Annotated in this window: 21 protein-coding genes; 10 read left to right on the forward strand and 11 right to left on the reverse strand. The window is 70.2% G+C overall.

The genetic code is table 11. The annotated features are described in order from the left end of the window. Positions 1-6 precede the first annotated feature (6 nt). From KVS71_RS15825 to KVS71_RS15840, 4 genes are read left to right on the forward strand one after another with little or no spacing between them, the layout of a single operon-like run. Positions 7-636, forward strand: a complete 630-nt coding sequence (locus KVS71_RS15825) for a LysE family transporter (RefSeq protein WP_060922772.1) — start codon at positions 7-9, stop codon at positions 634-636. A 33-nt stretch (positions 637-669) separates the two neighbouring features. Next, positions 670-1017 carry a metallopeptidase family protein gene (locus tag KVS71_RS15830; protein WP_105949793.1) on the forward strand — a complete coding sequence of 116 codons (348 nt, stop codon included), beginning with the start codon at positions 670-672 and terminating at the stop codon, positions 1015-1017. Positions 1018-1019: 2 nt separating this feature from the next. Continuing rightward, positions 1020-1307 (forward strand): ATP-dependent Clp protease adapter ClpS, encoded by a 288-nt coding sequence (gene clpS, locus KVS71_RS15835; RefSeq protein ID WP_062635203.1) that lies wholly within the window; start codon positions 1020-1022, stop codon positions 1305-1307. Then, on the forward strand, positions 1304-1801 hold the full coding sequence (locus KVS71_RS15840; protein ID WP_144881054.1) for a DUF2017 family protein: 498 nt from the start codon (positions 1304-1306) through the stop codon (positions 1799-1801). Before clpS ends, KVS71_RS15840 begins: the two co-directional genes overlap by 4 nt. Before the next feature lie 6 nt (positions 1802-1807). Here the strand turns inward: KVS71_RS15840 and KVS71_RS15845 are convergent, their stop codons facing one another. Genes KVS71_RS15845 through gatC form a run of 6 tightly spaced genes read right to left on the reverse strand, consistent with a single transcriptional unit; the run spans position 1808 to position 7360 of the window. After that, on the reverse strand, positions 1808-2389 hold the full coding sequence (locus KVS71_RS15845; protein ID WP_217584998.1) for a hypothetical protein: 582 nt from the start codon (positions 2387-2389) through the stop codon (positions 1808-1810). Next, the gene (locus KVS71_RS15850; RefSeq protein ID WP_060922768.1) at positions 2373-2690 is read right to left on the reverse strand and encodes a hypothetical protein; all 318 of its coding nucleotides are present in this window, start codon (positions 2688-2690) and stop codon (positions 2373-2375) included. Before KVS71_RS15850 ends, KVS71_RS15845 begins: the two co-directional genes overlap by 17 nt. 37 nt (positions 2691-2727) lie before the next feature. Continuing rightward, on the reverse strand, positions 2728-3984 hold the full coding sequence (locus KVS71_RS15855) for a DNA polymerase IV (protein WP_144881053.1): 1257 nt from the start codon (positions 3982-3984) through the stop codon (positions 2728-2730). 48 nt (positions 3985-4032) lie between these two features. Then, the gene (gene gatB / locus KVS71_RS15860; protein ID WP_217584999.1) at positions 4033-5547 is read right to left on the reverse strand and encodes an Asp-tRNA(Asn)/Glu-tRNA(Gln) amidotransferase subunit GatB; all 1515 of its coding nucleotides are present in this window, start codon (positions 5545-5547) and stop codon (positions 4033-4035) included. After that, positions 5547-7064, reverse strand: coding sequence for an Asp-tRNA(Asn)/Glu-tRNA(Gln) amidotransferase subunit GatA (gatA, locus tag KVS71_RS15865; RefSeq protein ID WP_060922765.1), 1518 nt, complete (start codon positions 7062-7064; stop codon positions 5547-5549). Before gatA ends, gatB begins: the two co-directional genes overlap by 1 nt. Next, positions 7061-7360, reverse strand: a complete 300-nt coding sequence (gene gatC / locus KVS71_RS15870) for an Asp-tRNA(Asn)/Glu-tRNA(Gln) amidotransferase subunit GatC (RefSeq protein WP_025103377.1) — start codon at positions 7358-7360, stop codon at positions 7061-7063. Before gatC ends, gatA begins: the two co-directional genes overlap by 4 nt. Before the next feature lie 64 nt (positions 7361-7424). Between gatC and KVS71_RS15875 the strand changes: the two genes are divergently transcribed. The 3 genes from KVS71_RS15875 (at position 7425) to KVS71_RS15885 (ending at position 11522) form a co-directional block, all read left to right on the forward strand. Then, positions 7425-9125, forward strand: coding sequence for a long-chain-fatty-acid--CoA ligase (locus KVS71_RS15875; RefSeq protein ID WP_217585000.1), 1701 nt, complete (start codon positions 7425-7427; stop codon positions 9123-9125). Between the two features lie 61 nt (positions 9126-9186). Continuing rightward, on the forward strand, positions 9187-11031 hold the full coding sequence (locus tag KVS71_RS15880) for a DEAD/DEAH box helicase (RefSeq protein WP_083370856.1): 1845 nt from the start codon (positions 9187-9189) through the stop codon (positions 11029-11031). An 11-nt stretch (positions 11032-11042) separates the two neighbouring features. Beyond that, the gene (locus tag KVS71_RS15885) at positions 11043-11522 is read left to right on the forward strand and encodes a GNAT family N-acetyltransferase (protein ID WP_060923553.1); all 480 of its coding nucleotides are present in this window, start codon (positions 11043-11045) and stop codon (positions 11520-11522) included. Positions 11523-11525: 3 nt separating this feature from the next. Here KVS71_RS15885 and ligA read toward each other — a convergent pair whose 3' ends face one another. The 3 genes from ligA to KVS71_RS15900 are packed head-to-tail and all read right to left on the reverse strand — an operon-like array spanning position 11526 to position 16162. Then, positions 11526-13841, reverse strand: a complete 2316-nt coding sequence (gene ligA / locus KVS71_RS15890) for an NAD-dependent DNA ligase LigA (RefSeq protein WP_217585001.1) — start codon at positions 13839-13841, stop codon at positions 11526-11528. 38 nt (positions 13842-13879) lie between these two features. Beyond that, positions 13880-14977: a tRNA 2-thiouridine(34) synthase MnmA gene (gene mnmA / locus KVS71_RS15895; protein WP_082750179.1), complete on the reverse strand. Its 1098-nt coding sequence runs from the start codon at positions 14975-14977 to the stop codon at positions 13880-13882. A 9-nt stretch (positions 14978-14986) separates the two neighbouring features. Continuing rightward, the gene (locus KVS71_RS15900; protein ID WP_217585002.1) at positions 14987-16162 is read right to left on the reverse strand and encodes a cysteine desulfurase family protein; all 1176 of its coding nucleotides are present in this window, start codon (positions 16160-16162) and stop codon (positions 14987-14989) included. A gap of 101 nt (positions 16163-16263) precedes the next feature. Between KVS71_RS15900 and glgX the strand changes: the two genes are divergently transcribed. From glgX to glgB, 3 genes are all read left to right on the forward strand, one after another. After that, complete coding sequence (gene glgX / locus KVS71_RS15905) at positions 16264-18336, forward strand: glycogen debranching protein GlgX (protein ID WP_083370854.1); 2073 nt, start codon at positions 16264-16266, stop codon at positions 18334-18336. Positions 18337-18400: 64 nt separating this feature from the next. Then, positions 18401-20470, forward strand: a complete 2070-nt coding sequence (locus KVS71_RS15910) for an alpha-1,4-glucan--maltose-1-phosphate maltosyltransferase (protein ID WP_217585003.1) — start codon at positions 18401-18403, stop codon at positions 20468-20470. Then, positions 20467-22668 (forward strand): 1,4-alpha-glucan branching protein GlgB, encoded by a 2202-nt coding sequence (gene glgB, locus KVS71_RS15915; protein WP_217585004.1) that lies wholly within the window; start codon positions 20467-20469, stop codon positions 22666-22668. The genes KVS71_RS15910 and glgB overlap by 4 nt, the downstream gene beginning before the upstream one ends. A 54-nt stretch (positions 22669-22722) precedes the next feature. Here the strand turns inward: glgB and KVS71_RS15920 are convergent, their stop codons facing one another. Continuing rightward, positions 22723-23658 (reverse strand): tetratricopeptide repeat protein, encoded by a 936-nt coding sequence (locus KVS71_RS15920; RefSeq protein ID WP_217585005.1) that lies wholly within the window; start codon positions 23656-23658, stop codon positions 22723-22725. Further along, positions 23655-25598, reverse strand: a complete 1944-nt coding sequence (locus KVS71_RS15925; RefSeq protein WP_158698532.1) for a glycosyl transferase — start codon at positions 25596-25598, stop codon at positions 23655-23657. The genes KVS71_RS15920 and KVS71_RS15925 overlap by 4 nt, the downstream gene beginning before the upstream one ends. Positions 25599-25766: the final 168 nt, after the last annotated feature.

Below are 25766 nucleotides of genomic sequence, written 5' to 3' on the forward strand. Positions count from 1 at the left end.
GTCCTGGTGTCACTGGCGGTCTGGTTCTCTCTTCTCACCGCATCCGTGGTGATCAGCTTCACGCCGGGGGCCGGCGCGATCAACACGATGTCCAACTCCCTCACGCAGGGCTGGAAGCGCTCGATCTGGGGAATCATCGGCCAGCAGATCGCGCTCATCGTGCATGTCGTGATCGTGGCTGCCGGTGTCGGGCTCCTCGTCTCGCGCTCGGACGTCCTGTTCAACCTCATCCGATACGCCGGCGCCGCCTATCTGGTGTACCTCGGCATCCGGTTGATCCTGACCCGCCCCGCTCCCGCGCTCGATGACGCGCCGGATCCCGTGGATGCCCGGGAGAGCCACTGGTCGATGATGCGCCGCGGGTTCTGGGTCAACCTGCTGAATCCCAAGGCGATCGTCTTCTTCCTCGCGTTCATCCCGCAGTTCATCCGGCTGGACCAGCCTCCGCTCCCCCAGTATCTGGCTCTCGTCGCCACCGTCGTGGTCGTCGACGTCCTGGTGATGTGGGGGTTCTTCGCCACGGCGGCGCGCCCCTTCCGGCGCCTCACCCGCTCTCCGCGCGGCCAGCGGATCCTCAACACCGTGTTCGGAAGCCTCTTCATCGGCGTCGCGGCCCTGCTCGTCCTCCTGCACTGAGGAACCCGGCGCCGTCCCCGTAGGCTGGAGGGGATGGATATGGACGCCGCGGCCTTCGAGGCCCTCGTGATCGACGAGCTCGACCAGCTGCCCGATGAGATGGTCGAGCAGCTCGAAAACGTCGTCTTCGTGGTGGAGGATCGTCCCGAGGACGGGAGCCTGGATCTCCTCGGCCTGTACGACGGCCTCGCGTTGCCGGAGCGCACGCAGTATGGGATGGGTGAGCTGCCCGACCGCATCATCGTCTACCGGGAACCGCACCTCGCCCAGTGCGAGGACATCGACGAACTCCGCGACGAGATCCACACGACCCTCGTCCACGAGATCGCGCACTTCCACGGCATCGATGACGCGCAGCTGCACGAGCTCGGGTGGGCGTGATCATGTCGACTGCTCTTCCCGAGATCGATGAGGCCACCGATCTCTCCGCTGCGCCCCTGGAGCCCTGGGAGGTCGTCGTGTGGAACGATCCGGTGAATCTAATGAGCTACGTCGTCCGCGTCTTCCGCACGTACTTCGGCTACACCCGCGAGCATGCCACCCGTCTCATGCTCGCCGTCCACCACGACGGACACGCGATCGTCGCCACCGGACCCCGCGAGACCATGGAGGTGCACGCACAGGCGATGCACGACTACGGGCTCTGGGCCACCGTCAGGAAGGCCGCATGAACACCCCACCGATCACCGTCTCGGTCGCCACGATCGAAGGCATGCACCTGGGTCGGCTCGTCGATGACTTCATGGACCTGCTCCGGGATTCCGAAGGCGGCGACCCCGGGGTGGCGCGGCTGACCCCGAACGCCTACCCGGAAGATGACGAGGCTTCGGCCGCCTTCGCGTCGGCCACCCGCGCGGATCTCCTCGACCGCCGGCTCCACGATGCGCGGGTGATGCGCACGGCGCTGCAGGTGTTCGACCCCGACGCCGAGGTGACCGATGAGGGTGCCCGTGTTCCCCGCGACGTCGTCGTACGCCGCGAGGACGTGGACGCGTGGCTCCGCACCCTCACCGCCATCCGGCTCGTCATCGCCACGCGGCTCGGGATCACCGACGACGAACCCGACGTCGGCGGTGACGGTCAGGCGGTGTATGACTGGCTGGGATACCGTCTCGAGCTGCTCATCGAGGCCGTCGACGAGAGCGACGCCGATGCCCTCCGCTGAGCGGAATCAGGGGACCTCGATCACGCGAGTGGCGAGTTCCCTCGGACGGTCTCGCTCGAGGTGACGGCGCTCCTGCGCCGCCCACCGGTCCCAGTGCGGGCGGTAGGTGTCCCCATCCCGCGCCAGCGCACGGGCCTTCCGCGACGACTCGCCGGACTCCACCCAGATCCGGACGTCGGCCAGGCGTGCGGTCGAGGGCCGCAGGATCCCGCTGCCCTCGACGATGACGCCGATGGCCGGATCGACGGCGTGGGTCTCCGCCTCCTCGCCGCGGTCCCAATCCCATCGACGCCAGGTCCCGAGGAGTCCGCGTCCGTGCGGGCGGAGGATGCCATCGAGCGCGCGTTCCGCCCCGTCATCGAGCCCGTCCCAGCCCGGGTAGAGGGAGTCCAGGGCGATGACCTGCACGCGTCCGGTGACCGGCCAGGCTCGCGCCACGCGCGCGGCCAGAGAGGTCTTGCCTGCACCGCTCCCCCCGTCGATCAGCACGACGGGATTGGACGCCGCGAGGGCGCGGACGTCCTCCGCGATCAGCGTCGCCGCGTGCGAGAGCGCCGCTGCAACCGCATCATCACTTCTTGAGGGCACGGATGATGCGCGTGAGAGCCCGACCGGCGACCCAGACGAAGGGCACGGCCACGACGAGCAGCGTCACGATGTTCGGCTCGAAGCGCAGCCCCTCCTCGCGCCGGACGTAGACGCCGACCGGCACCGAGACGCCACCACCTCCACCGCCTTCTCCGCCGTCACCGCTGGCTCCGCCGAAGCCCGCGTAGGTGAACGCCACCGGAGTGACGGTGACGCCGTCGATCTCCTGCGGTTCCCCGTACGCGCTCTTCACGCCGAAGGACGCGACCTGATTCCCGAGTTCCAGTGCAATGTTCGGCATGTTCCCACGGTAGCCGACAGTGGCCTTCCACGGGCGCTCAATCGACGCCGTGGTCCTTCGGATGCCGCGCGGAGCCCCGCCCCTCGCCCCGTCCGATGTGGCGCGCCCTGCTGATCGTCGCCGAACCGAACCGCGCCATGGCCTCGTCGACGGCCCCTTCGACCTTGCGCCAGTCCTCGTCCTCGTCCCACAGCGCCAGCGCGCTGCCTCCCGCGGGCCGGAGGTTCTCGGCACGGACTCCCACGAGGCGGATGGGATCACGACGCTCGATGAGCGCGAACAGGCCCTGCGCGGCCTCGCCGATGCGCTGGCCGACGGCGGTCGGCTCCGCCAGCGTCTGCGAGCGGGTGACGGTGCGGAAGTCGTCGAAGCGGATCTTGATCGCGACCGTGGAGGTCTCCCACCCGGCCCGGCGCAGGCGCGCGCCCACGCGATCGGCCAGCCGGAGCAGCTCGGCGCGGAGGAACGCCCGGTCCGTGACGTCGTGGTCGAAGGTCTCCTCGTGGCCGATGCTCTTCTCCACGCGCTCGGTGTCCACCGCGCGGGCGTCCTCCCCCCGCGCCAGCTGCGCCAGGCGGGCACTCAGCGCCGGCCCCACGGCGCGGTCCAGCATCTCGGGCGATGCGGTGCGGAGGTCGCCGATCGAGCGCAGACCCCGGCCCTCCAGGGCCTCCGCCGCCTTCGGCCCCACGCCCCACAGCGCTCGCACGGGGCGCGGCGCGAGGAAGGCGAGGGTGTCGTGTTCCGCGACCACGAGCATCCCGTCCGGCTTGGCCATGGTCGACGCCATCTTCGCCACGTGCTTGGTCGCGGCCACGCCGACGCTGCACGTGATGCCGACCTCGGCGAGGACGCGGTCACGGATCTGGGCCGCAATCCGGGCGGGGCTCCCCCAGAGCCGGCGCACACCCTGCACGTCGAGGAACGCCTCGTCCACCGACAGCGGCTCCACGAGCGGCGTGAACGACTCGAAGATCGCCATCACCTGCCGCGACACCTCTTGGTACCGGTGGAAGTGCGGCGGGACGATACGTGCCGTCGGGCACAGCCGCACGGCCTGCGACACGGGCATCGCGGAGCGCACGCCGTAGCGCCGTGCCTCGTAGGAGGCGCTGGAGACCACGGAGCGCCCGTCCGGTGACCCGATGATCAGCGGCAGTCCGCGGAGACTCGGGTCGTCCAGCACTTCGACGGCAGCATAGAACGCGTCCATGTCGACGTGGAGGATGCGCGTTCCCGTATCGTCGGCGTCGGCCGAGGACACCATGCGGCCTCTGCCATCACCGTGTCCCATGAACCCATTGTCCCCTGGGCCTCCGACATCGAGGCCCAGGGGGACGAATCACTGCGCGGCGCGCTCGAGGATGAGTTCGCGGACGCGGGCGGCGTCGGCCTGGCCCTTCATGGCCTTCATGACCGCACCGATGATCGCACCTGCGGCCTGGACCTTGCCGTCCTGGATCTTGGCCATCACATCGGGCTGTGCGGCGAGGGCCTCGTCGATCGCCGCGATGAGCGCACCGTCGTCCGAGACGACGGTGAGACCGCGCGCGTCGACGACCTCCTGCGGCGTGCCCTCGCCGGCGATCACGCCCTCCAGCACCTGGCGTGCGAGCTTGTCGGTCAGCGTCCCGGCGTCGACGAGCTGCTGCAGCGCCGCGACGTTCTCCGGACTGACGAGGTCGACCGCATCCTTCTCCTGCGCGTTGGCGAGGCGGGTGATCTCCCCCGTCCACCACTTCCGTGCCGCGGCCGGCGTGGCCCCGGCGGCGATCGTGGCCTCGACGACGTCGAGCAGGCCGCCGTTGCGCACGTCCTGGAACTCCAGCGGGGTGAAGCCCCACTCGTCCATGAGCCGACGACGGCGAGCGACGGGCTGCTCGGGCAGCGCCGCACGCAGCTCCTCGATCAGCTCGCGGGGAGGCTGGACCGGAAGCAGATCGGGCTCCGGGAAGTACCGGTAGTCGTCGGCGTCCGACTTCGGACGGCCGGGAGAGGTGGTCCCGGTGTCCTCATGCCAGTGCCGCGTCTCCTGGATGATGGTGCCGCCGTCGGCGAGGATCTGCGCCTGCCGCTGGATCTCGTAGCGCACCGCACGCTCGACCGACCGCATCGAGTTGACGTTCTTCGTCTCGGTGCGCGTGCCGAGCTTCTCGGCACCGCGAGGGCGCAGCGAGACGTTCGCGTCGCAGCGCAGGTTGCCGCGCTCGAGGCGAGCCTCGGAGATCCCGAGTCCGCGGACGATGTCGCGGATCGCGGCGACGTAGGCCTTGGCGACCTCGGGGGCCCGGTGCTCGGTGCCGAAGATCGTCTTCGTCACGATCTCGACGAGCGGGACGCCGGCGCGGTTGTAGTCGACGAGCGAATACTCCGCCCCCTGGATGCGACCGGTCGAGCCGCCCATGTGCGTGAGCTTGCCGGCGTCCTCCTCCATGTGCGCGCGCTCGATGGGGATCGTCACCATCGTGCCGTCCTCGAGCTCCACCTCGACCGAGCCCTCGAAGGCGATCGGCTCGTCGTACTGGGAGATCTGATAGTTCTTGCCGAGGTCAGGGTAGAAATAGTTCTTCCGGGCGAACCGGCTGGACTCGGCGATCGAGCAGCCGAGCGCGAGGCCGAGGCTGATCGACGAGCGGATGGCCGTCTCGTTGACGACCGGCAGCGCGCCGGGCAGGCCCAGGTCCACCGGCGCGATCAGGGTGTTCGGCTCCGCCGCGTGGTACGCCTCGTTCGCAGGGTTGGGCGCGTCGGAGAACATCTTCGTGTTCGTGTTGAGCTCGACGTGCACCTCGAATCCGAGGACCGGCTCGAACAGCTCGAGCGCCTTGTCGAAGTCCATGAGCTTGGCGGCGGCCATCAGCGCGCGCCTCCTTCCAGCTGGGGGGCACGGGACAGCAGCGGCGCGCCCCAGGAGTCCACGAGCAGCGTCTCGAGGGCGGCGCCCACCCGGTAGAGGCGGGCGTCCTCTCGCGCCGGCGCGAGGAACTGGATGCCGACGGGCAGCCCGTCGTCATCCGAGAGACCGCTCGGGATCGAGATGCCGGGGACACCGGCGAGGTTCGCCGGGATCGTGGTGATGTCGTTCAGGTACATCTGCAGCGGGTCGTCGATCTTCTCGCCGAGCTTGAAGGCCGTGGTCGGGGCCGACGGCGTGGCGATGACGTCGACATCGGCGAAGGCCGCGGCGAAGTCCTGCTGGATCAGCGTGCGGACCTTCTGCGCGCTGCCGTAGTACGCGTCGTAGTATCCGGCCGACAGCGCGTAGGTGCCGAGGATGATGCGGCGCTTGACCTCATCGCCGAAACCGGCGTCGCGCGTGGCGGACATCACGTCCTCCACCGTCGGGTTGCCCGCCGGGGTGACCCGGAGACCGAAGCGGACCGAGTCGAACTTGGCCAGGTTGCTCGAGGCCTCGGCCGGGAGGATCAGGTAGTAGGCGGCGACGCCGTACTCGAAGTGCGGTGCACCGATCTCGACGATCTCCGCACCCTGCGCCTCCAGCAGGGCCAGGGCGCTGCGGAACGAAGCCGCAACCCCCGGCTGGAAGCCGCTGTCGGGAAGCTCTCGGATGACGCCGACACGGAGGCCCTTGAGGCCGTCCCCGCGCGCACCCTCGCGTGCCGCCGCGGCGAAGGACGGCCACTGCTCGTCGAGCGACGTGGAGTCCTTCGGGTCGTGGCCGCCGATCGCGTCGTGCAGCAGACCGGCATCGAGCACCGTGCGGGTGACCGGGCCGACCTGGTCGAGGCTCGACGCCAGCGCGATCGCGCCGTAGCGGCTGACGCCGCCGTAGGTCGGCTTCACGCCGACCGTACCGGTCACGTGCGCAGGCTGACGGATCGATCCGCCGGTGTCGGAACCGAGGGCGAGCGGGGCCTCGAAGGCGGCGACGGCGGCGGCGGAGCCCCCACCCGAGCCGCCGGGGATCCGGTCGAGGTCCCAGGGGTTGCGGGTCGGGCCGTAGGCGGAGTGCTCCGTCGACGAGCCCATCGCGAACTCGTCCATGTTCGTCTTGCCGAGCGCGATGAGGCCGGCGGCACGGGAGCGGGCCACGACCGTCGCGTCGTAGGGCGAGCGGTACCCCTCGAGGATCCGCGAGCCGCTCGTGGTCGGCTGATCGGTCGTGACGAGCACGTCCTTGATCGCGAGCGGGACACCGGCGATCGGCCCGAGGTCCTCCCCCGCGGCGCGACGGGCGTCGATGTCGGCCGCCGCGTCGAGCGCGTGCTCGTTGACGTGCAGGAACGCATGGACGTCGCCGTCGACCTGTGCGATCCGGTCGAGGTGCGCCTGCGTGGCCTCGACGCTGGAGAGCTCCCGCGCCGCGAGCTTGTCGGCGAGCTCCGCCGCGGTCAGCCGGATGATGTCGCTCACTGCTCTTCTCCCAGGATCGCGGTGACGCGGAACCGGCCGTCGGCCTGGTCCGGGGCGTTCTGCAGCACCTGCTCGTGCGTGAGCGTCTCGCCGACCACGTCGGGACGGAACACGTTGCTCAGCGGGATCGGGTGGCTGGTCGCGGCGACATCAGCGGTCGCGACCTCGGACACCTTGGCGATGTTGTCGACGATGGCGTCGAGCTGGCCCGTGAGCCGCGTCACCTCGTCGTCGTTCAGCTGGATGCGCGCGAGCACGCCGAGATGGCGCACAAGATCAGGGGTGATTTCAGACACGCCCCCAGTCTAGTTGGCGAGCCGCCCGCCGCTCGGCGCGGCGCGGCCCGCCTAAGCTGGGCGCGTGAGCACGTTCCAGCCCCCTCGCCCGTGGATCGCCAGCTACGCCGACGGCGTTCCGGAGGACCTCGCCCCCGTCAGCGGCTCCCTCGTGGACATCGTCGCCGCCTCGGCCCGCGACTACCCCGATGCCCCGGCTCTGCAGTTCTTCGGCAGGGAGACCACCTACGCACAGCTGCAGGGGGCGATCGATCGCGCCGCCGCGGGGCTCCGGGATCTCGGCGTCCGTGCGGGCGATCCCGTCGCCATCGTCCTGCCGAACTGTCCGCAGCACATCATCGCGTTCTACGCCGTGCTGCGTCTCGGTGCGGTCGTGGTCGAGCACAACCCGCTCTACACCCCTCGCGAGCTGCGCAAGCAGTTCGAGGACCACGGCGCCAAGCACGCGATCGTCTGGAACAAGGTCGTCGCGACGGTGCAGGAGTTCCCGAGCGACCTCGCCGTCTCCACACTCATCTCGGTCGACGTTACGCGGGCCATGCCGGCCCTCACCCGCTTCGCCCTCCGGCTGCCGGTCGCGAAGGCGAGGGAGTCGCGGGCCGCACTGACCGAGCGCGTCCGCGGCACCGTCCTCTGGGAGTCGGTACTCGCCGGTGCCCCGATCCCCGCCTCGCATCCGCAGCCGGGCACGGACGACCTGGCGATCATCCAGTACACGTCCGGGACCACCGGCACGCCGAAGGGCGCCGCCCTCACGCACCGCAACCTCCTCGCCAACGCGGCCCAGTCCCAGGCGTGGGTCCCGTCCATCCAGCGCGGCAAGGGCTGCGTCGTGTACGCCGTGTTGCCCATGTTCCACGCCTACGGCCTGACGCTCTGCCTCACCTTCGCCATGTCGATGGGGGCACGTCTGGTGCTGTTCCCGAAGTTCGATCCCGATCTCGTGCTGGACGTGGTCAAGAAGCACCCCGCGACCTTCCTGCCGCTCGTGCCGCCCATCGCCGACCGGCTGCTCGCGGCCGCCAACGCCAAGGGCGTCTCGCTCGAGGGCATCGAGGTCGCGATCTCCGGAGCCATGGCCCTGCCGCACGAGCTCGTCGTCCCGTTCGAGGCCGCCACGCACGGCTACCTTGTCGAGGGCTACGGTCTGAGCGAGTGCTCGCCCGTGCTCATGGCGAACCCGGTGGCCGACAACCGCGTCCCCGGCACGGTGGGGCTCCCGCTCCCCGGGACGGAGTGCCGCGTCGTCGATCCGGAGAACCCCACCGAGGACGTCCCGGCCGGTTCCGCCGGCGAACTCGTCGTGCGCGGCCCCCAGGTCTTCTCCGGGTACTACGGCAAGCCGGAGGAGACCGAGGCCGTGTTCGTCGACGGCTGGTACCGGACCGGCGACATCGTCACGATCGACGACGCCGGATTCGTGCGCATCGTCGACCGCATCAAGGAGCTCATCATCACCGGCGGCTTCAACGTCGCCCCGACCGAGGTGGAGAACGCGCTGCGCCAGCATCCGTCGGTCGCGGACGCCGCGGTCGTCGGACTGCCCAGCGACCACTCGGGCGAGGAGGTCGTCGCGGCAATCGTCGTCGACCCCGGCGCCGATGTCGACGTGGAGGCGATCCGCGAGTACGCCCGCAGCATCCTCACCCCGTACAAGGTGCCGCGCCGCGTCTTCGTCGTCGACGAGCTGCCGAAGTCCCTGATCGGGAAGGTGCTCCGCCGGCAGGTGAAGGAGAAGCTGCTCGCCCTCACGTCGGGGGTCTGAGCCGACCCCACAGGAAGCGGGGGGCCTGGCGCGCTACCCTTGGGAAGTGACCCCTGAAGAAGTGACCCCCGCCGACGCCCCCGACGAGTCCCCTGCCACCCCCGGATTCGAGGACCTCGGCATCACCGGGCCGGTCCTCAAGGCCATCAAGGATCTCGGCTACGAGACCCCCTCGCCCATCCAGGCCGCGACCATCCCGACGCTGCTTGCCGGCCGCGACGTGGTCGGCATGGCGCAGACCGGAACCGGCAAGACCGCCGCCTTCGCCCTGCCCGTGCTGGAGCGGCTCGACATCGCGCAGAAGACGCCGCAGGCCCTCGTCCTCGCCCCGACCCGTGAGCTCGCGCTGCAGGTCTGCGAGGCGTTCGAGTCGTACGCCTCCCGCATGAAGGGCGTGCACGTGCTGCCCGTCTACGGCGGTCAGGGATACGGTGTCCAGCTCTCCGCGCTCCGCCGCGGCGTGCACGTCGTGGTCGGCACCCCCGGCCGCATCATGGACCACCTGGCCAAGGGCACCCTCGACCTCTCGGAGCTGCAGTACCTCGTCCTCGACGAGGCGGACGAGATGCTGAAGATGGGCTTCGCGGAGGACGTCGAGCAGATCCTCGCTCAGACCCCCGAGGAGAAGCAGGTCGCCCTGTTCTCCGCCACGATGCCCGCGCAGATCCGCCGTCTCGCGCAGCAGTACCTCCGCGACCCGGAGGAGATCACGGTCAAGTCCAAGACCGCGACCAACACGAACATCACCCAGCGCTACCTCGTCGTCTCGTATGCGCAGAAGGTGGACGCGCTGACCCGCATCCTCGAGGTGGAGAACTTCGACGGCATGATCGTCTTCGTCCGCACGAAGAACGAGACCGAGACCCTGGCCGAGAAGCTCCGCGCCCGCGGGTACTCCGCCGCCGCGATCAACGGCGACGTGCCGCAGGTGCAGCGCGAGCGCAGCGTGAACCAGCTCAAGGACGGGAAGCTCGACATCCTCGTCGCGACGGACGTCGCCGCCCGCGGACTCGACGTCGAGCGCATCAGTCACGTCGTCAACTTCGACATCCCCACCGACACCGAGTCGTACGTGCACCGCATCGGACGGACCGGGCGGGCCGGGCGGACGGGCGACGCGATCAGCTTCATCACCCCGCGGGAGCGCTACCTGCTCAAGCACATCGAGAAGGCGACGCGGCAGCAGCCCACGCAGATGCAGCTGCCGAGCACCGAGGACGTGAACACGACGAGGCTCGCGCGCTTCGACGACGCCATCACGACTGCACTGTCGGAGACGTCGCGCATCGACGCGTTCCGCGACATCATCGCCCACTACGTGCGGCATCACGACGTGCCGGAGGGCGACGTCGCGGCCGCTCTCGCCGTGGTCGCCCAGGGCTCCACCCCGCTGCTCCTCGACCCCGCAGACGACGCCCTGTCGCAGGCGGTCGCCGCGGACAACCGCCCGCCGCGCGAGCGGCAGACGCGGGAGCCCCGGGAACCCCGGGAGCGTCGCAGCCGCGGCGACTACACCCCGTACCGCATCGAGGTGGGTCGGCGGCACCGCGTCGAGCCGCGGCAGATCGTGGGCGCGCTCGCGAACGAGGGCGGTCTGGGCCGCGACGACTTCGGCGCGATCAACATCCGTCCCGACTTCTCGATCGTCGAGCTCCCGGCGAACCTCGACCCCGCCGTCCTCGACAAGCTGCGCGACACCCGCATCTCGGGACGGCTGATCGAGATCGCCCCTGACCGCGGTCCCGGCGCACGGCGCGGCTCGTCCTCGCGCGACGGCGAGGGCCGCGGCCGGCCGGCCCGCTACGACCGGACCGATCGGCGCGACCGCGACGATCGCCCGGCGCCCCGCGACCGCGACCGCGACCGCGAGGAGAAGCCCTTCCGGAAGCCCCGCCACAAGGCCTGAGCGGACCGACGATGCGCATCGACCGCGCCGGCAGGGAGGATCTCGCCGCGCTCGCCCAGCTCAAGTGGGAGGACGTGCCCGCGGACCTGACGGCCGGTCGATCGCTCGACGCCTTCACCGCCGAGCTGGGCGCCTGGTGGCGGGCCCACGACCGCACCCACGTGGCCTTCGTCGCGCGGGGCGATGACGACGACCACATCGTCGGCGCGGCCTGGGTCGCCCTCGTACCGCGCGTGCCGCGGCCGGGCGCTCCGCACCGCCTCTCCGCGGACATCCAGAGCGTCTTCGTCCTTCCCGGGCATCGGGGACAAGGAGCGGGCCGCGGCCTCGTCGCCGCGGCCTGCGCCCACGCGGTCTCCGTCGGCGCCGAACGGATCACCGTGCACTCGAGCGAGGCGGCCGTCGGGCTCTATCAGGAGCTGGGGTTCGCGGACTCCCCACGGCTGCGGCAGTTCCTCGCTCCCACCACGGCAGCGCCGGAAAGCGCCTGATCCTCAGTCCAGCGCCGCTGGACCCTCGGTGACCAGCACATGGAACTGTGCGGCGTCGAGGATGCGGACGCCGAGCTCCTCCGCCTTCGCGAGCTTGGAGCCCGCTCCCGGCCCCGCGGCCACGAAGTCCGTCTTCTTGGACACACTCGAGGCGGCCTTTCCGCCGGCCTTGATGATCGCCTCCTGCGCCCCCTCGCGGGTGTACCCGTCGAGAGATCCCGTCGCCACCACGGTGAGACCCTCCAGCACTCCCCCGGCCGCGACCGCTGCTCCGGGACCGGGGTGCCCCGGCGTCGCCCACTGCACGCCCGCGTCCGCCCACTGGCGGACGATCTCCTGGTGCCAGTCGACCTCGAACCAGGCGCGCAGGGAGTCGGCGATGATGCCGCCCACGCCCTCGACCGCCGCCAGCTCCTCGCGCGACGCGGCACGGATCGCATCCAGCGACCCGAACCACTGCGCGAGCGCCCGCGCCGCGACCGGTCCGACGTGCCGGATGTTCAGCGCGACGAGGAGCCGCCAGAGGTCTTTGGTCTTCGCCTTCTCCAGCTCCGCCAGCAGTGTCAGCGCCTGGGAAGACGGCTGCGGGCCCTCCAGACCCGACTTCTTCTCGGCCGCGGTCGGGTTGCGTCGGAACGGCGCGCGGGTCTTCACGAGGCCGTCCTCGTCCTCGCGCGGCAGACCCGTCTCCGCATCGCGCACGACGACCTCGATCGGCACGAGCTGCTCCAAGGTCAGGGCGAACAGGCCCGCCTCCGTGACCAGTGGAGGCTCCGCCGGACTCGTGGGTTGGGTCAGGGCCGCCGCCGTCACCTCGCCCAGGGCCTCGACATCGAGGGCTCCCCGCGAGCCGATGTGCTCGACACGTCCGCGCACCTGGGCGGGGCACGACCGGGCGTTCGGGCACCGGAGATCGATGTCCCCTTCCTTCATGGCGCGCAGCGGCGTGCCGCACTCGGGGCAATCGACGGGCATGACGAACTCCCTCTCGGTCCCGTCCCGCTTCTCGACCACCGGGCCGAGCACTTCGGGGATCACGTCGCCAGCCTTGCGCAGCACCACGGTGTCGCCGATGAGAACGCCCTTCGCCTTCACCACGTCCTTGTTGTGGAGCGTGGCCTGACGGACCACGGATCCGGCGACGTGAGCCGGCGCCATCACCGCGAAGGGCGTCGCGCGACCGGTGCGACCGACGGAGACGACGATGTCGAGCAGCTTCGTCTGCACCTCCTCCGGCGGGTACTTGTAGGCGATCGCCCACCGGGGCGCCCGGCTCGTCGCTCCCAGCTCGTCATGCAGGTCGAGCTCGTCGACCTTGACCACGATGCCGTCGAGCTCGTGCTCGATGTCGTGCCGGTGCTCGCCGTAGTACTCGACGAAGGCGACCACGTCGTCGATGCTGCGGCACACCTTCGTGTGCGGACTCGTCGGCAGCCCCCAGGCGGCCAGCAGCTCGTAGACCTGGCTCTGGGCCGCGACCGGCGGGTTCGTCCAGGCACCGATGCCGTGCACGTACAGCGCGAGCGACTCGATGCGCAGCAGCCCCGCTTCCAGCTCCAGGCCGTCCTTCTTGTCGATCTGCTGACGCAGGCCGCCGCTGGCCGCGTTGCGGGGATTCGCGAAGGCCGGGAAGCGCCGTGCCGCCGCGGTGCGCGCCTTCTCCTCGTCGAACGGCTTCTTCGCGCCTCCCCTGGCCTCCCAGCGCGCAAGGGCGTCCGCGTACGCCCGATCTCGGAACACCGCCTGCGCCGCGTTCAGCCGCTCGAACGCGGCGACGGGGATGAAGACCTCTCCGCGCACCTCGACGATCGGCGGGTGCCCCTCCCCGGCGAGCCGTTCCGGGATCTCCGGGAGGCGGAGCGCATTCTCGGTGACGATCTCGCCGACACGCCCGTCGCCACGGGTCGCGGCCGACGTCAGCACGCCGTCCTCGTACCGCAGGTTGATCGCGAGGCCGTCGATCTTGAGCTCGGTCAACCAGTCGACGTCACGCCCGGCGGCGGCGCGCGTCTTCTGCGCCCACTCGCGCAGCTCCTCGATCGAGAAGACGTTGTCGAGGCTGAGCATGCGCTCGGCGTGCTCGATGGTCGCGAGCCCCGTCGCCTCGGCCGCGCCGACCATCTGCGTCGGCGAGTCCTGTCCCTGGAGCTCGGGGTGCAGGCGCTCAAGCTCTTCCAGGCGCCGCATCCAGCCGTCGTACGTGGCATCGTCGACGAGCGACGTGTCGCGCCCGTAATACGCGTCCTTCGCCTCGAGGATGCGGGTCGTCAGCTCCTCCGCCTCGCTGCGGGCGTCTTCCAGTGAGATGTTCTCCGGCACTCCGTCAGTCTAGGAGCGGCGACCGACATCCGCCCGGATCAGACGCCGACGGGTACCGCGGACACGGTGGAATCGATCGTGAACTGCCCGAGAACGCGCGTGCCGATGTAGAGCACGGCGGTCTGCCCGGGGGCGACACCGTCGAGCGGAGAATCGGGAACGACGCGGACGCCCTCCGTCGTCACGGTGGCCGTGGCGGGTACCGGCTCGGCATGCGCGCGGATCTGCACGTCGCACGCGAACACCGACGCGGTCGGCGCAGCGCCGGCCCAGCTGAAACGCTCCCCGGAGATCTCGGCGATCGCCAGGGCCTCCTTCGGGCCGACGACCACCGTGTTCGACACGGGGCGCACCTCGAGCACGAAGCGCGGCTTGCCGTCAGCCGCCGGGACGCCGAGCTTGAGTCCGCGCCGCTGACCGACCGTGAACGCATGAGCGCCCTCGTGCGCGCCGACGACGGCACCGGAGCGGTCGACGATCTCGCCGGTGGCGGTGCCGACCTTCTCGGCCAGCCAGCCCCGGGTGTCCCCATCCGGGATGAAGCAGATGTCGTGGCTGTCCGGCTTCTGCGCGACGCTGAGACCACGCGCCTCGGCCTCCGCCCGCACGAGCGCCTTCGACGGCGTGGTGCCAAGCGGGAAGTAAGTGTGTGCGAGTTGGTCGGCCGTCAGGACGCCGAGCACGTAGGACTGGTCCTTCGCGTTGTCCGATGCCCGGTGCAGTTCGAGACCCTCCGCGCCGTCGACGAGGGTCGCGTAGTGTCCCGTGCACACGGCGTCGAAGCCGAGTTCCAGGGCGCGCTCCAGCAGGGCGGCGAACTTGATCTTCTCGTTGCACCGCATGCACGGGTTCGGCGTCCGACCCGCACGGTACTCGGCGACGAAGTCGTCGATCACGTCGTCGCGGAACCGCTCCGAGAAGTCCCACACATAGAAAGGGATGCCGAGGAGGTCGGCGGCGCGACGCGCGTCGAGGGCGTCCTCGATCGTGCAGCAGCCGCGGCTGCCGGTGCGCAGGGTCCCCCCGGCGCGGGAGAGCGCGAGGTGCACGCCGACCACATCGTGCCCCGCCTCGACGGCCCGGGCGGCCGCGACAGCGGAGTCCACACCACCGCTCATGGCCGCAAGGATTCGCATGGGTCCAGTCTACGAGCGCTCGGCTGCACGGGCCCCGGATGCCCGTGCGTAGGCCTCGCCGATCACCGCCAGCACCGCGTCCACATCGGGATCGGTCGATGTGCGCCCGAGGGAGAAACGCAGCACGCTCCGAGCGTCCGCCTCACTTCGCCCCATCGCCATCACGACGTGCGAGGGCTCGGCGACCCCCGCCTGACACGCGGAGCCCGTGGAGGCCGAGACGCCGGCCATGTCCAGCAGGAACAGCAGGCTCTCCCCCACTGCGCCGGGGAAGAGCAGATGAGCCGTGCCGGGGAGGCGGTGGTCGGGGTCGCCCAGGAGCTCGGCGGCCGGCACCCGCGCACGGATGCCCTCGATCAGGCGGTCGCGCAGCTCGCCCACCCGGACGCTCTCGGCGGCCCGCTCACGCTCGGCGAGTTCGAGCGCTGTCGCCAGCGCCGCCGCTCCCGGCACGTCCTGGGTGCCCGCGCGCAGACCCCGCTGCTGGCCGCCGCCCCTCAGAAGTGGTGTCAGCCGGGCTGACCGCGCCACCACCAGCGCCCCGACTCCGACCGGTGCGCCGACCTTGTGGCCGGCGATGCTGAGCGCCACGAGGCCCACAGCGTCGTCGGCGCGGCCCCGCAAGTCGCGGAACGACAGCGGCAGGTGTCCGAGCGCGGCGACCGCGTCGAGGTGCAGCGGGACTTCGGCATCCGCGGCCGCAGCGGCGAGGGCGGGCGCGTCGTTGATGGTCCCGGTCTCGTTGTTCGCCACGAGCGCCGTCGCGAACGCTGCCCCGGGAAGGGCCGCTGCGAAGCGGCCCTCGTCGATCCGCGCCTGCGGAGACAGCGGAACAGCGCGCACCTCGGCCCCGTCGGGCACCAGGGCTGCGATCGTGTCCATCGTCGCGTGATGCTCGCCGTCCGGCACCACGACGGCCGTCGTCCCCGGACCACGCGAGTGCCATAGTCCCTGGAGGGCGAGGTTGATGGACTCCGTCCCACCGGAGGTGAGCACGACCTCGATCGGGTCGGCCCCGAGGACCGCGGCGATCCGCTCCCGTGACTCCTCCAGCACCCGGCGCGCGTCCTGCCCGGCTCCATGCGTCGATGACGCGTTGCCGATGATGGCCGACGCCTCCAGCCACGCGTCCCTGGCCTCCGGGCGCAGCGGCGTCGTCGCCGCGTGGTCGAGATAGTGCCGCATGCTTCGATTCTCCCCGATCCACGCCCCGGCCGGTCCCTCTGCGGGTGAGACCGGGTGCGTCCTGTCATGAGACTGAAATGCAACACGTTTAGGGTGTATCCATGTCTTCGTCCCCCGACTCCGTCGTGCCCGGTGGGGCGATCCTCGACAACCTCGGCGTCCGGCTGCACGACCGCGTCGGCACGCTGCGGGTCTGGTCGCAGAACGCCTCCGCGGTCGAGCTCGTCGTCTTCGACGCGACGGACCTCGACTGGGTCGTCGACCAGGCGCCGCTCGAACGGCGGCCCGGAGGCGTCTGGGAGGTGACGACGCCGTTGCTGCAGCCCGGAGTCCGCTACGCACTCCGCGTCGAGGGTCCGCACGGCCCCGGCAACACGTTCAACCCGGAGACGCTGCTCCTCGATCCGTACGCGCGGGGCCTCGCCCAGGGACACGGCTACCAGGAATGGCGAGCCGTGGTCATCGAGGACGGCTTCGACTGGGGCGATTCGACCAAGCCGCGCGTCCCGGCGGACCGCACCGTCATCTACGAGGGCCACTTGAAGGGACTGACCAAGCGGCACCCCGACATCCCGCCCGCGCTGCACGGCACCTACGCGGGCCTCGCGCATCCGGCCATGATCGCGTACCTCCGCACGCTGGGGGTGACGTCGGTGGAGCTGCTCCCCGTCCACGCCTTCGTCCCGGAACCGCGGCTGCTGGAGCGAGGGCTGACGAACTACTGGGGCTACAACACGCTCAACTTCTTCACACCGCACGCCGCCTACGCGACGGAGGACGCCCGGAAGCGGGGACCCGAGGCGATCATCGCCGAGTTCAAGGGCATGGTCAGGCTGCTGCACGAGGCCGGGCTCGAGGTGATCCTCGACGTGGTCTACAACCACACGTCGGAAGAAGGTATCGGCGGACCGCGCTCCAGTCTCCGCGGTATCGACAACGCGCGGTACTACCGGCAGGACGACGCGGGCGTCTACATCGACACCACGGGATGCGGCAACACGCTCAACACGGCCACCGACGCGGGCGCACGACTGGTGCTGGACTCGCTCCGGTATTGGGCCGAGGAGATGCAGATCGACGGCTTCCGCTTCGACCTGGCGACGGCGATCGCGCGCGACGGCGCTCACGCCTACACTCCGGATCATCCGCTTCTGCAGGCGATCGCCGCCGACCCCGTCCTCGCGGAGACCAAGCTCATCGCGGAACCCTGGGACGTCGGACTGGGCGGCTGGCAGACGGGCAACTTCCCCGCCGGGTGGCACGAGTGGAACGACCGGTACCGCGACCGGGTGCGCAACTTCTGGCTGAGCGACATCGACTACGCGCGGCGGGCCTCGGCACCGGTGGGGATCGGCGGCTTCGCCACCCGCCTCGCCGGATCGTCGAACACCTTCAGCGAGGAGCGCGGGCCGCTCGCGAGCATCAACTTCGTCACGGCGCACGACGGGTTCACGCTGCACGACCTCGTCTCGTACGACGTCAAGCACAACGAGGCCAACGGCGAGCACAACCGCGACGGCGCCGACCTCAACCGGTCCTTCAACCACGGCGTCGAGGGACCGACCGACGATCCCGCGATCCTCACCGCGCGGCGCAAGGCCATGCGCAACCTGCTCGGCACCCTCCTCCTCTCGGCCGGCATCCCGATGCTCACCGCCGGGGACGAGGTGGGGCGTAGCCAGCGCGGCAACAACAACGCCTACGCGCAGGACTCGCAGCTGTCATGGCTGACCTGGGAGTTCGAGCCCTGGCAGGAAGACCTCCGGGCTCACGTCGCGCGCCTGGTGCGGCTGCGGCAGGAGAACCCCGCACTGCGTCCGAGCCGGTACGCGCGCCTCGGCGAGCACATCCCGAACGCGTCGGTCATGGACTGGTACGACCAGGACGGCGCGACCATGGAGCCGAACCAGTGGACGGATCCCGGCAACCGCACCCTGCAGTACGTCGCCGCGTCCACGCCGGACAAGGAAGCCGCCAACCGCATCCTGCTGATCGTGCACGGGACGGAGGCGCCGATCGATGTCCGGCTGCCGGAGGAGATCGATGACGCCACGCGGTTCGTCTCCCTCTGGTCGAGCGCCGACGAGCGCCCGTCGGAGGCCGAGGAGACGTTCGCGCCTGGCGATGTCCTGCCGATCCCCGGCACCTCGATGCGCCTGTTCCGGGTGGAGTGATAGCACGGTTCGCCGCCGGGGTCGAGCGGTAGGTTCCGACAGGCCCGAGCGGTAGATTCGGCATGTGACTGCACGTGCTGGAACCCGACCCACGGCTCTACGGAGCCCCGTTCAGATCCCGACGCGCGCCGCCGACGCGGATCTCCCCGGAGCTCTGCGGACGACCCGTATCCCCTTGCTCGACGGTACCCCTGCGGTCCCCGGCGGGTTCCCGGCCAAGGCCTTCGCTGGCGAGGTCGTCCCCTTCCGCGTCGTGGCATTCCGGGAAGGGCACGATCTCATCGGCGTGCATGTACGACTGACGTCTCCGACCGGCGAGGAGAGCCTGCACCGGCTGACCGCCCTCGCGGACGGCACCGACCGCTGGGAAGCCGAGATCGCGCTCGACGCGGAGGGCGTCTGGCGGTACCGCTTCGAGGGATTCTCGGACGACTTCGCCACCTGGGCTCATGCCGCGCACCTCAAGATCGCCGCGGGAGTCGATGTCGAGGTGATGGCCGCCCTGGGCGCCGAGCTCCTGCAGCGCGCCGCCGGAGAGAAGGACCGCCCCGCGGCGCAGCGCACGCGGCTGCGCGCCCGTGCCGAGGAGCTCCGGAGAGGTGACGCCGCCACGACCGCTGCTTCGGCCGTCGACCCCGAACTCGCGGCGATCTTCCGCGACCGTCCGGTCACGACCCTGCGCTCCGCCTCCGCGGAGCAGGTCCTCCGCGTCGAGCGCACCCGTGCGGGTGTCGGCTCCTGGTACGAGTTCTTCCCACGCTCCGAGGGTGCCCGTCGCCTCAAGGACGGCACGGTCCGCAGCGGGACGTTCCGCACCGCCGCGAAGCGGCTGCCCGAGGTCGCCCGGATGGGATTCGAGGTGATCTACCTCGTCCCGGTGCACCCCATCGGCACGACCAACCGCAAGGGTCGCAACAACACCCTCGTCGCCGAAGCGGGTGACCCGGGCTCGCCGTACGCGATCGGAGCGGCGGAGGGAGGACACGACGCGATCCATCCCGACCTCGGCACCCCGCAGGACTTCCGCGCATTCGTGCGCGCCGCGCGGAAGGAAGGACTGGAGGTCGCCCTGGACCTCGCCCTGCAGGCCTCCCCCGACCACCCATGGGTACGCGACCACCCGGAATGGTTCACGACCCTGCCGGACGGGAGCATCGCCTACGCGGAGAACCCGCCCAAGAAGTACCAGGACATCTACCCGCTGAACTTCGACAACGATCCGGAAGGCATCGCCGCCGAGATGCTCCGGATCGTCCGGCACTGGGTGGGCGAAGGCGTCCGGATCTTCCGCGTGGACAACCCGCACACCAAGCCGCTGCAGTTCTGGGAGTGGCTGATCGCGACGGTCAACGAGACGGATCCCGACGTCATCTTCCTCGCCGAGGCGTTCACCCGACCCGCCGTGATGCGTGCGTTGGCCGCGGTGGGCTTCCAGCAGAGCTACAGCTATTTCACCTGGCGCAACACCAAGCCCGAGCTGGAGGAGTTCCTCACCTCGATCTCCCACGAGACGGCCGACTACATGCGTCCGAACCTCTTCGTGAACACGCACGACATCCTCACCGAGTACCTCCAGTTCGGTGGTCGCGCGGCGTATCGCATCCGTGCCTGCATCGCCGCGACGGCCGGGCCCGTGTACGGCGTCTACGCCGGTTACGAGCTCATCGAGAACGTGGCCCGTCCGGGTTCCGAGGAGAACATCGACAACGAGAAGTACGAGTACAAGCTCCGGGACTGGGCGGGGGCCGAGGAACGCGGGGAGTCCCTGGCTCCGCTGCTCCGGCGACTGAACGAGATCCGTGCGGCGCATCCGGCGCTGCGGCAGCTCCGCAACCTCGAACTGCACTGGAGCGACGACGACGCCGTCCTCGTGTTCAGCAAACACCTCGACGCTGCCTTCACCGGCACCGGCAGGCCGGACACCCTCATCGTCGTGGCGAACGTCGACCCGCACTCGGTGCGCGAGACCACGGTCCACCTCGACACCACGCGTTGGGGGGTTCCCCTGGGTGAGACCTTCGAGGTGGAGGATCTGCTGACCGGCAGCGTCTGGACCTGGAGCGACCACAACTACGTCCGGCTCGACGCCTTCGCCGAGCCCGTCCACATCCTGAAGGTGAGGGAGCGCGCATGAGCCGCATCGAGGACACCGCCGACGCCGAATGGGAAGCGGTCGCTGCCGGTCAGCATCACGACCCGCACTCCCTGCTCGGTGCACACCCCGCCAAGGACGCCGCCGGCCGTACGGTCACCGCCGTCCGCGCCCGCCGGCCGCTCGCCGAGACCGTCGAGGCCGTCTTCGGAGACGGGAGCAGGCTCACCCTGTCCCACGTCGCGCACGGCGTCTGGGAGGGCACGCACCCCGGACCGCCGCTCCCGTATCGCATCGCGACGCGCTACCGCGGCGAGGAGGAGACCGTCTCCGGTGACCCGTACCGGCATGCACCGACGCTGGGCGACCTCGACCTGCACCTCATCGCCGAGGGTCGGCACGAGCGACTGTGGGAGGCGCTGGGTGCCCATCCCCGCACCCAGGGCGACGAGCAGGGTGTGTCCTTCGCGGTGTGGGCTCCCGATGCGTCGGCCGTCCGGGTCGTGGGCGACCACAACGGTTGGAACGGCGAGAGCCACGCCATGCGCTCGCTCGGGGCCAGCGGCGTCTGGGAGCTCTTCGTCCCTGACCTCCCCGTCGGCACCCGGTACAAGTACCAGATCCGTACGCGGAGCGGCGCCTGGGTCCTCAAAGCGGACCCGATGGCTCTGGCGGCACAGGTGCCCCCGGAGACCGCGTCGGTCGTCACCGCGTCGTCCTACGTCTGGGAGGACGGCGCGTGGATGACCCGGCGTGCCGCGACCCACGCCGTCGCGCAGCCGCTGTCCGTGTACGAGGTGCACGTCGGCTCCTGGCGCGGGGGCCTGGGTTATCGCGAGCTGGCCGATCCGCTGATCGCGCATGTGCAGGAGACCGGGTTCACGCACGTCGAGTTCATGCCGCTCGCCGAGCATCCGTTCGGCGGATCGTGGGGTTACCAGGTCAGCGGCTACTACGCTCCGACGAGCCGGTACGGCTCCCCCGACGACCTGCGGTACCTCATCGACCGCCTGCACCAGGCCGGCATCGGCGTCATCATGGACTGGGTGCCGGGGCACTTCCCCAAGGACGACTTCGCCCTGGCCCGGTTCGACGGTCAGCCCCTCTACGAGCACCCCGACCCTCGGCGCGGCGAGCACCAAGACTGGGGCACGCTCATCTTCGACTACGGCCGACCCGAGGTCCGGGGGTTCCTCGTCGCGAACGCGCTGTACTGGCTCGAGGAGTTCCACGTCGACGGTCTGCGCGTCGACGCCGTGGCTTCGATGCTCTACCTCGACTACTCGCGCCGCGAGGGTGAGTGGGAGCCGAACATCCACGGCGGACGCGAGAACCTCGAGGCGATCCGCTTCCTCCAGGAGGTCAACGCCACGGCCTACCGGCTGCACCCCGGGATCCTCATGATCGCCGAGGAGTCCACGAGCTTCCCCGGCGTCACAGCGCCGACGGATCATGCCGGCCTCGGATTCGGTTTCAAGTGGAACATGGGCTGGATGAACGACTCGCTGCAGTACATCGGCAGAGACCCGATGTACCGGGCGCACCACGAGGGCGAGATGACGTTCTCGTTCGTCTACGCGTTCGGCGAGAACTACGTCCTGCCGATCAGTCACGACGAGGTCGTGCACGGCAAAGGCAGCCTGTTGTCGAAGATGCCGGGCGACCACTGGCACAAGCTCGCGAACGTCCGCGCCTACCTCGCCTACATGTGGGGACATCCGGGCAAGAAGCTGCTGTTCATGGGACAGGAGTTCGGACAGCTCGCGGAGTGGTCCGAAGGGCGTGAACTGGACTGGTGGCTCCGCGACCAGCCCTCCCACGCCCAGCTGCAAGACTTCGTCGCCGCGATGAACGCGGTGTACCGGTCGCAGGCTCCGCTCTGGGAGCGTGACAACGACGGCTCCGGATTCACGCGACTCGGCGCACCGAGCTGGGACCCGTCCGTGATCGCCTTCGAACGGCGGGACGCGCACGGCGGCCGTCTCGTCGTCGTCAGCAACTTCGCCGGAGTGGAGCGCACCGGGTACCGTCTCGGGCTCCCGCGCGAAGGCGTGTGGCAGGAGATCCTGAACTCGGATGCTGACGCCTACGGTGGGCGGGGCTCGGGCAATCTCGGAATGGTGATCGCCGAGTCGGCGGACGCCGGCGCCCCCACCGCCTCGATCACGCTGCCCGCGCTGTCGACGCTGTGGCTCCGTCATCAGCCGGAGCCACACGTCCCCACCGTGAACAACGGCTGACGGACGGCCGACGACGACCGATCTGCGCGGAGCAACGAGCTCCGCGCAGATCGATCAGAACAGCAGCGAGGAGAGTCGGTTGCGAGCCGCGATCACGCGCGGGTCGCTGGCGCCGATGAGGCCGAACAACTCGACGAGGCGCTCGCGGACGGGTGTCCGCTGGTCGGACGGCAGCTGCGCGAACAGGTCGAGGAGCCGGCCGAAGGCGTCGTCGACGTGTCCGCCGGCGAGGTCGAGGTCCGCGACGTCGAACTGGGCCTGCACGTCCAGCGGAGCCGCTGCGGCCGCGGCTCGGGCCGTCTGCAGGTCGAGTCCCTGCACACGGTCCAGCAGTCGGACCTGGCCCAGGCCGGCGATGGCGTCCTCGTCACGCGGGTTCTCCGCGAGCGCCTTCTCATAGGCGGCGATGGCCGCACGGTAGTCGCCCCGCTCGATGGCGGAGAACGCCTCCGCGTGCAGCGGCGGTAGCTCGGGCTCGGCGGGAGGTTCAGCCTCCCCTGCCTCGGAGTCGCCGACCGGGAGCGATCCCGAGACGCCGTTCTGCGCGGCCACCTGCAGCAGCTGCGCGAAGACCTCACGCACCTGCTGCTCAGGAACGGCGCCCGTGAACATCGGCACCGGCTGGCCTGCGATGAGGGCGACGACCATCGGGATCGACTGCGCACGGAAGCTCTGCGCGAGCTGCGGATTCGCATCGACGTCGACCTTGGCCAGGAGCACCCGGCCGCCGAGCTCCCTGGTCACCTTTTCGATGATCGGGCTCAGCTGCTTGCACGGCCCGCACCACTCGGCCCAGAGGTCGACGACCACGGGGACGGTGCGGGACAGCTCGAGCACCTGGCCGAAGTTCTCATCTGTCGCATCCACGACGACATCGGCCACCGGGGAGTTCGAGGGGGCAGCCGCACCGCTCGCGGGCGCGGACGGACGGTTGCGCAGACTGGACAGATCGACGGCGCCTCGCAGGGCCGCGGGAGACATCTCACTCACTTGATCACCTTCACGGAGACGAGATCCTGACGCGAGGCCAGGAGGCGGATCGGTTCGCTCGAGCCCTGAGACGGCACGGCGAAGAACAACTGGAACTCGTATGTCGTCTCGGCGCCCTTCGCAGACTCCTTCGCCCCGGTGAGCGCCTTCGCCTCCTCGTTGTCACCGAAACGGATGACGACGTCGGAGGACGTGGGGGTGATCGTCTCGACATCGAGAACGGAGACCGCGACGATGGCGCCGCTGTCCAGCGTCGTCATCGAGACCGGATCCGCCGTCGTCGGCTTCATGTCGAACGCCGCCTTGGACGTCTTCGCGGCGCCGGCGTCAGCCAGCCCCTGCACCAGGTTCTGCCTGCTGTCCCTGATCGACGTGGCGAGGTTGAGCGCCAAGTCGTCGAACTGCCCGTACGAGGCACTCTTCTCGCCCTTGTCGACGACATCGGCGAACGCCGCCGCGACCTCGTTCGGCGGCACGGACAGGAAGGCCGAGTCTGCCGGGACCAGCGAGGTCCCCAGCCAGCTTGCGGCCACCTCGGGGAACACCGCATCCGCCGACATCTCCGCCATGTTGGTCACCTTGTAGTTGGACCAGGGGTCGGCCTGCGTCATGGTGAGCACCACCGGCGGCACTGTGTCGTCACCGGTGCTCTTCGAGAGCATGAGGACCGTGCGCGGCCAGCGATCCGTCGCCTCCGGGAGCACCACCTCGACGTCGTCCGTGGGGATCGCAGCGGGCGCGGCCCGATCCGGGAGCTTCGCCCGCAGGGCGTAGTCAGTGGTCCTCGTCGTCAGCGGAGCGCCGTCGAGACGGGTCGCCGCGAGGTCGAGGTCTTTCGCCTCATCGGCCTGCACCAGAGTTTCGGAGACCTCCCGGAGGATCCGCTCGGCCTGCGTCTCGGTGACCGCCGGCGGCTTCTGGTTCTCGGGGGCGATCACGGTCGGCGTCGGAGACGGCGATGCGGAGGCGTCCCCGAACTCCGGCCAGGAGTCGGCCGTGCAGCCTGAGGCCAGCAGAGCGGTCAAACCGATCGCGGGGAGGGCGAGCAGGCGCCGACGACGCCTCGGGCGCTCGGCTCGCATCGTACTCTTCCCATCCTGCTCCTTCTCGTCGACGATCTCCGTGTCGTCCACGTCGTCCTTCCCCGCCGGTGTCGGCGACTGCGCCCCGTCCGCGGCCTCCAGGGCATCCCGCTCGGATGGCGGAAGGGCCGCCACGTCGATCGGCTGGGTCGAGGGAAGCGGCCCGGGACCCTTCCGGCGCGGGCCCCGACCACGGCGCTGGTGGCGGATCGCGAGCACGTAGAGGACCAGCCCCACGAGGAGCACCAGGCCGCCGGCCGCCATGAGCGGTCCTGCCAGAGGCGTCCGCGTGTCCAGCGGCCAGGAGACGACGATGTCGTCCGGCGCGTCCTTGGTGCCGTCGTATGCGATCAGCACGCTGGTCCCTTCCGGGAGCTGCATCTTGTCGGTGGAGAGGAAGTTCTCATCGGTGAACGAGTCGAGCCACAGATCAGAGCCGGCGGGGTTGCGACCCGCGGGTGCATCGGCGTCGGCTTCCGGCGACGGTGTCTCCGTGGCCTCGGGCGCCGGCGTCTCGGTCGACCCCTCGTCGTCCGCGGCGGCGACGTGGTCGACGACGAGTTCGTCGTCGTCCCCGACGGTCACGTGGTTGTACTCCGAGTCGGAGAGCCAGGCCTCCATGTCGGCCGTGCGCCCGTAGCTGGTGAAGATCTCGCCCTCGCCGCGGATGAGCAGCTTCTGCGCGCCCGCGTTGATCCGCAGGACGTCGCCGTCCAGGAGCACGAAGGGCGCGGGCTCCTCGATGTCGACGCGGGCTTCCTCAGACGACGGGCCGACGAAGATGGTGCGTTGGGCGATCCCCGCACCGATCAGCACGGCAGCCAGCACGAAGGCCACCACGGCCCATACGAAACGCACGAATAGTCTCCTCACGCATCGCGGCTTCCCGCCCGCGACGCCACACTCGACATTTCAGACTAGCGAACCCACCTGTGTGTTGACCACGAGGGCCCTCCCTCCTCCGTCGCGCGGCACGTCGGCGGCGCGTCGAGCCGCGGCATGGGTAGCCTTGCTGCAGCCGTACCG

It is taken from the genome of Microbacterium sp. GbtcB4, assembly GCF_019091465.1.
Taxonomy (GTDB): Bacteria; Actinomycetota; Actinomycetes; order Actinomycetales; family Microbacteriaceae; genus Microbacterium; species Microbacterium paraoxydans.

Coding starts and splice junctions, on each gene's coding strand:
- KVS71_RS15850 (WP_060922768.1), bottom strand. CDS start 2,690: ATGCCGAACATTGCACTGGAACTCGGGAATCAGGTCGCGTCCTTCGGC.
- KVS71_RS15855 (WP_144881053.1), bottom strand. CDS start 3,984: ATGGGACACGGTGATGGCAGAGGCCGCATGGTGTCCTCGGCCGACGCC.
- gatB (WP_217584999.1), bottom strand. CDS start 5,547: ATGGCCGCCGCCAAGCTCATGGACTTCGACAAGGCGCTCGAGCTGTTC.
- KVS71_RS15885 (WP_060923553.1), top strand. CDS start 11,043: ATGCGCATCGACCGCGCCGGCAGGGAGGATCTCGCCGCGCTCGCCCAG.
- KVS71_RS15840 (WP_144881054.1), top strand. CDS start 1,304: ATGAACACCCCACCGATCACCGTCTCGGTCGCCACGATCGAAGGCATG.
- clpS (WP_062635203.1), top strand. CDS start 1,020: ATGTCGACTGCTCTTCCCGAGATCGATGAGGCCACCGATCTCTCCGCT.
- KVS71_RS15830 (WP_105949793.1), top strand. CDS start 670: ATGGATATGGACGCCGCGGCCTTCGAGGCCCTCGTGATCGACGAGCTC.
- mnmA (WP_082750179.1), bottom strand. CDS start 14,977: ATGCGAATCCTTGCGGCCATGAGCGGTGGTGTGGACTCCGCTGTCGCG.
- glgX (WP_083370854.1), top strand. CDS start 16,264: ATGTCTTCGTCCCCCGACTCCGTCGTGCCCGGTGGGGCGATCCTCGAC.
- KVS71_RS15900 (WP_217585002.1), bottom strand. CDS start 16,162: ATGCGGCACTATCTCGACCACGCGGCGACGACGCCGCTGCGCCCGGAG.
- glgB (WP_217585004.1), top strand. CDS start 20,467: ATGAGCCGCATCGAGGACACCGCCGACGCCGAATGGGAAGCGGTCGCT.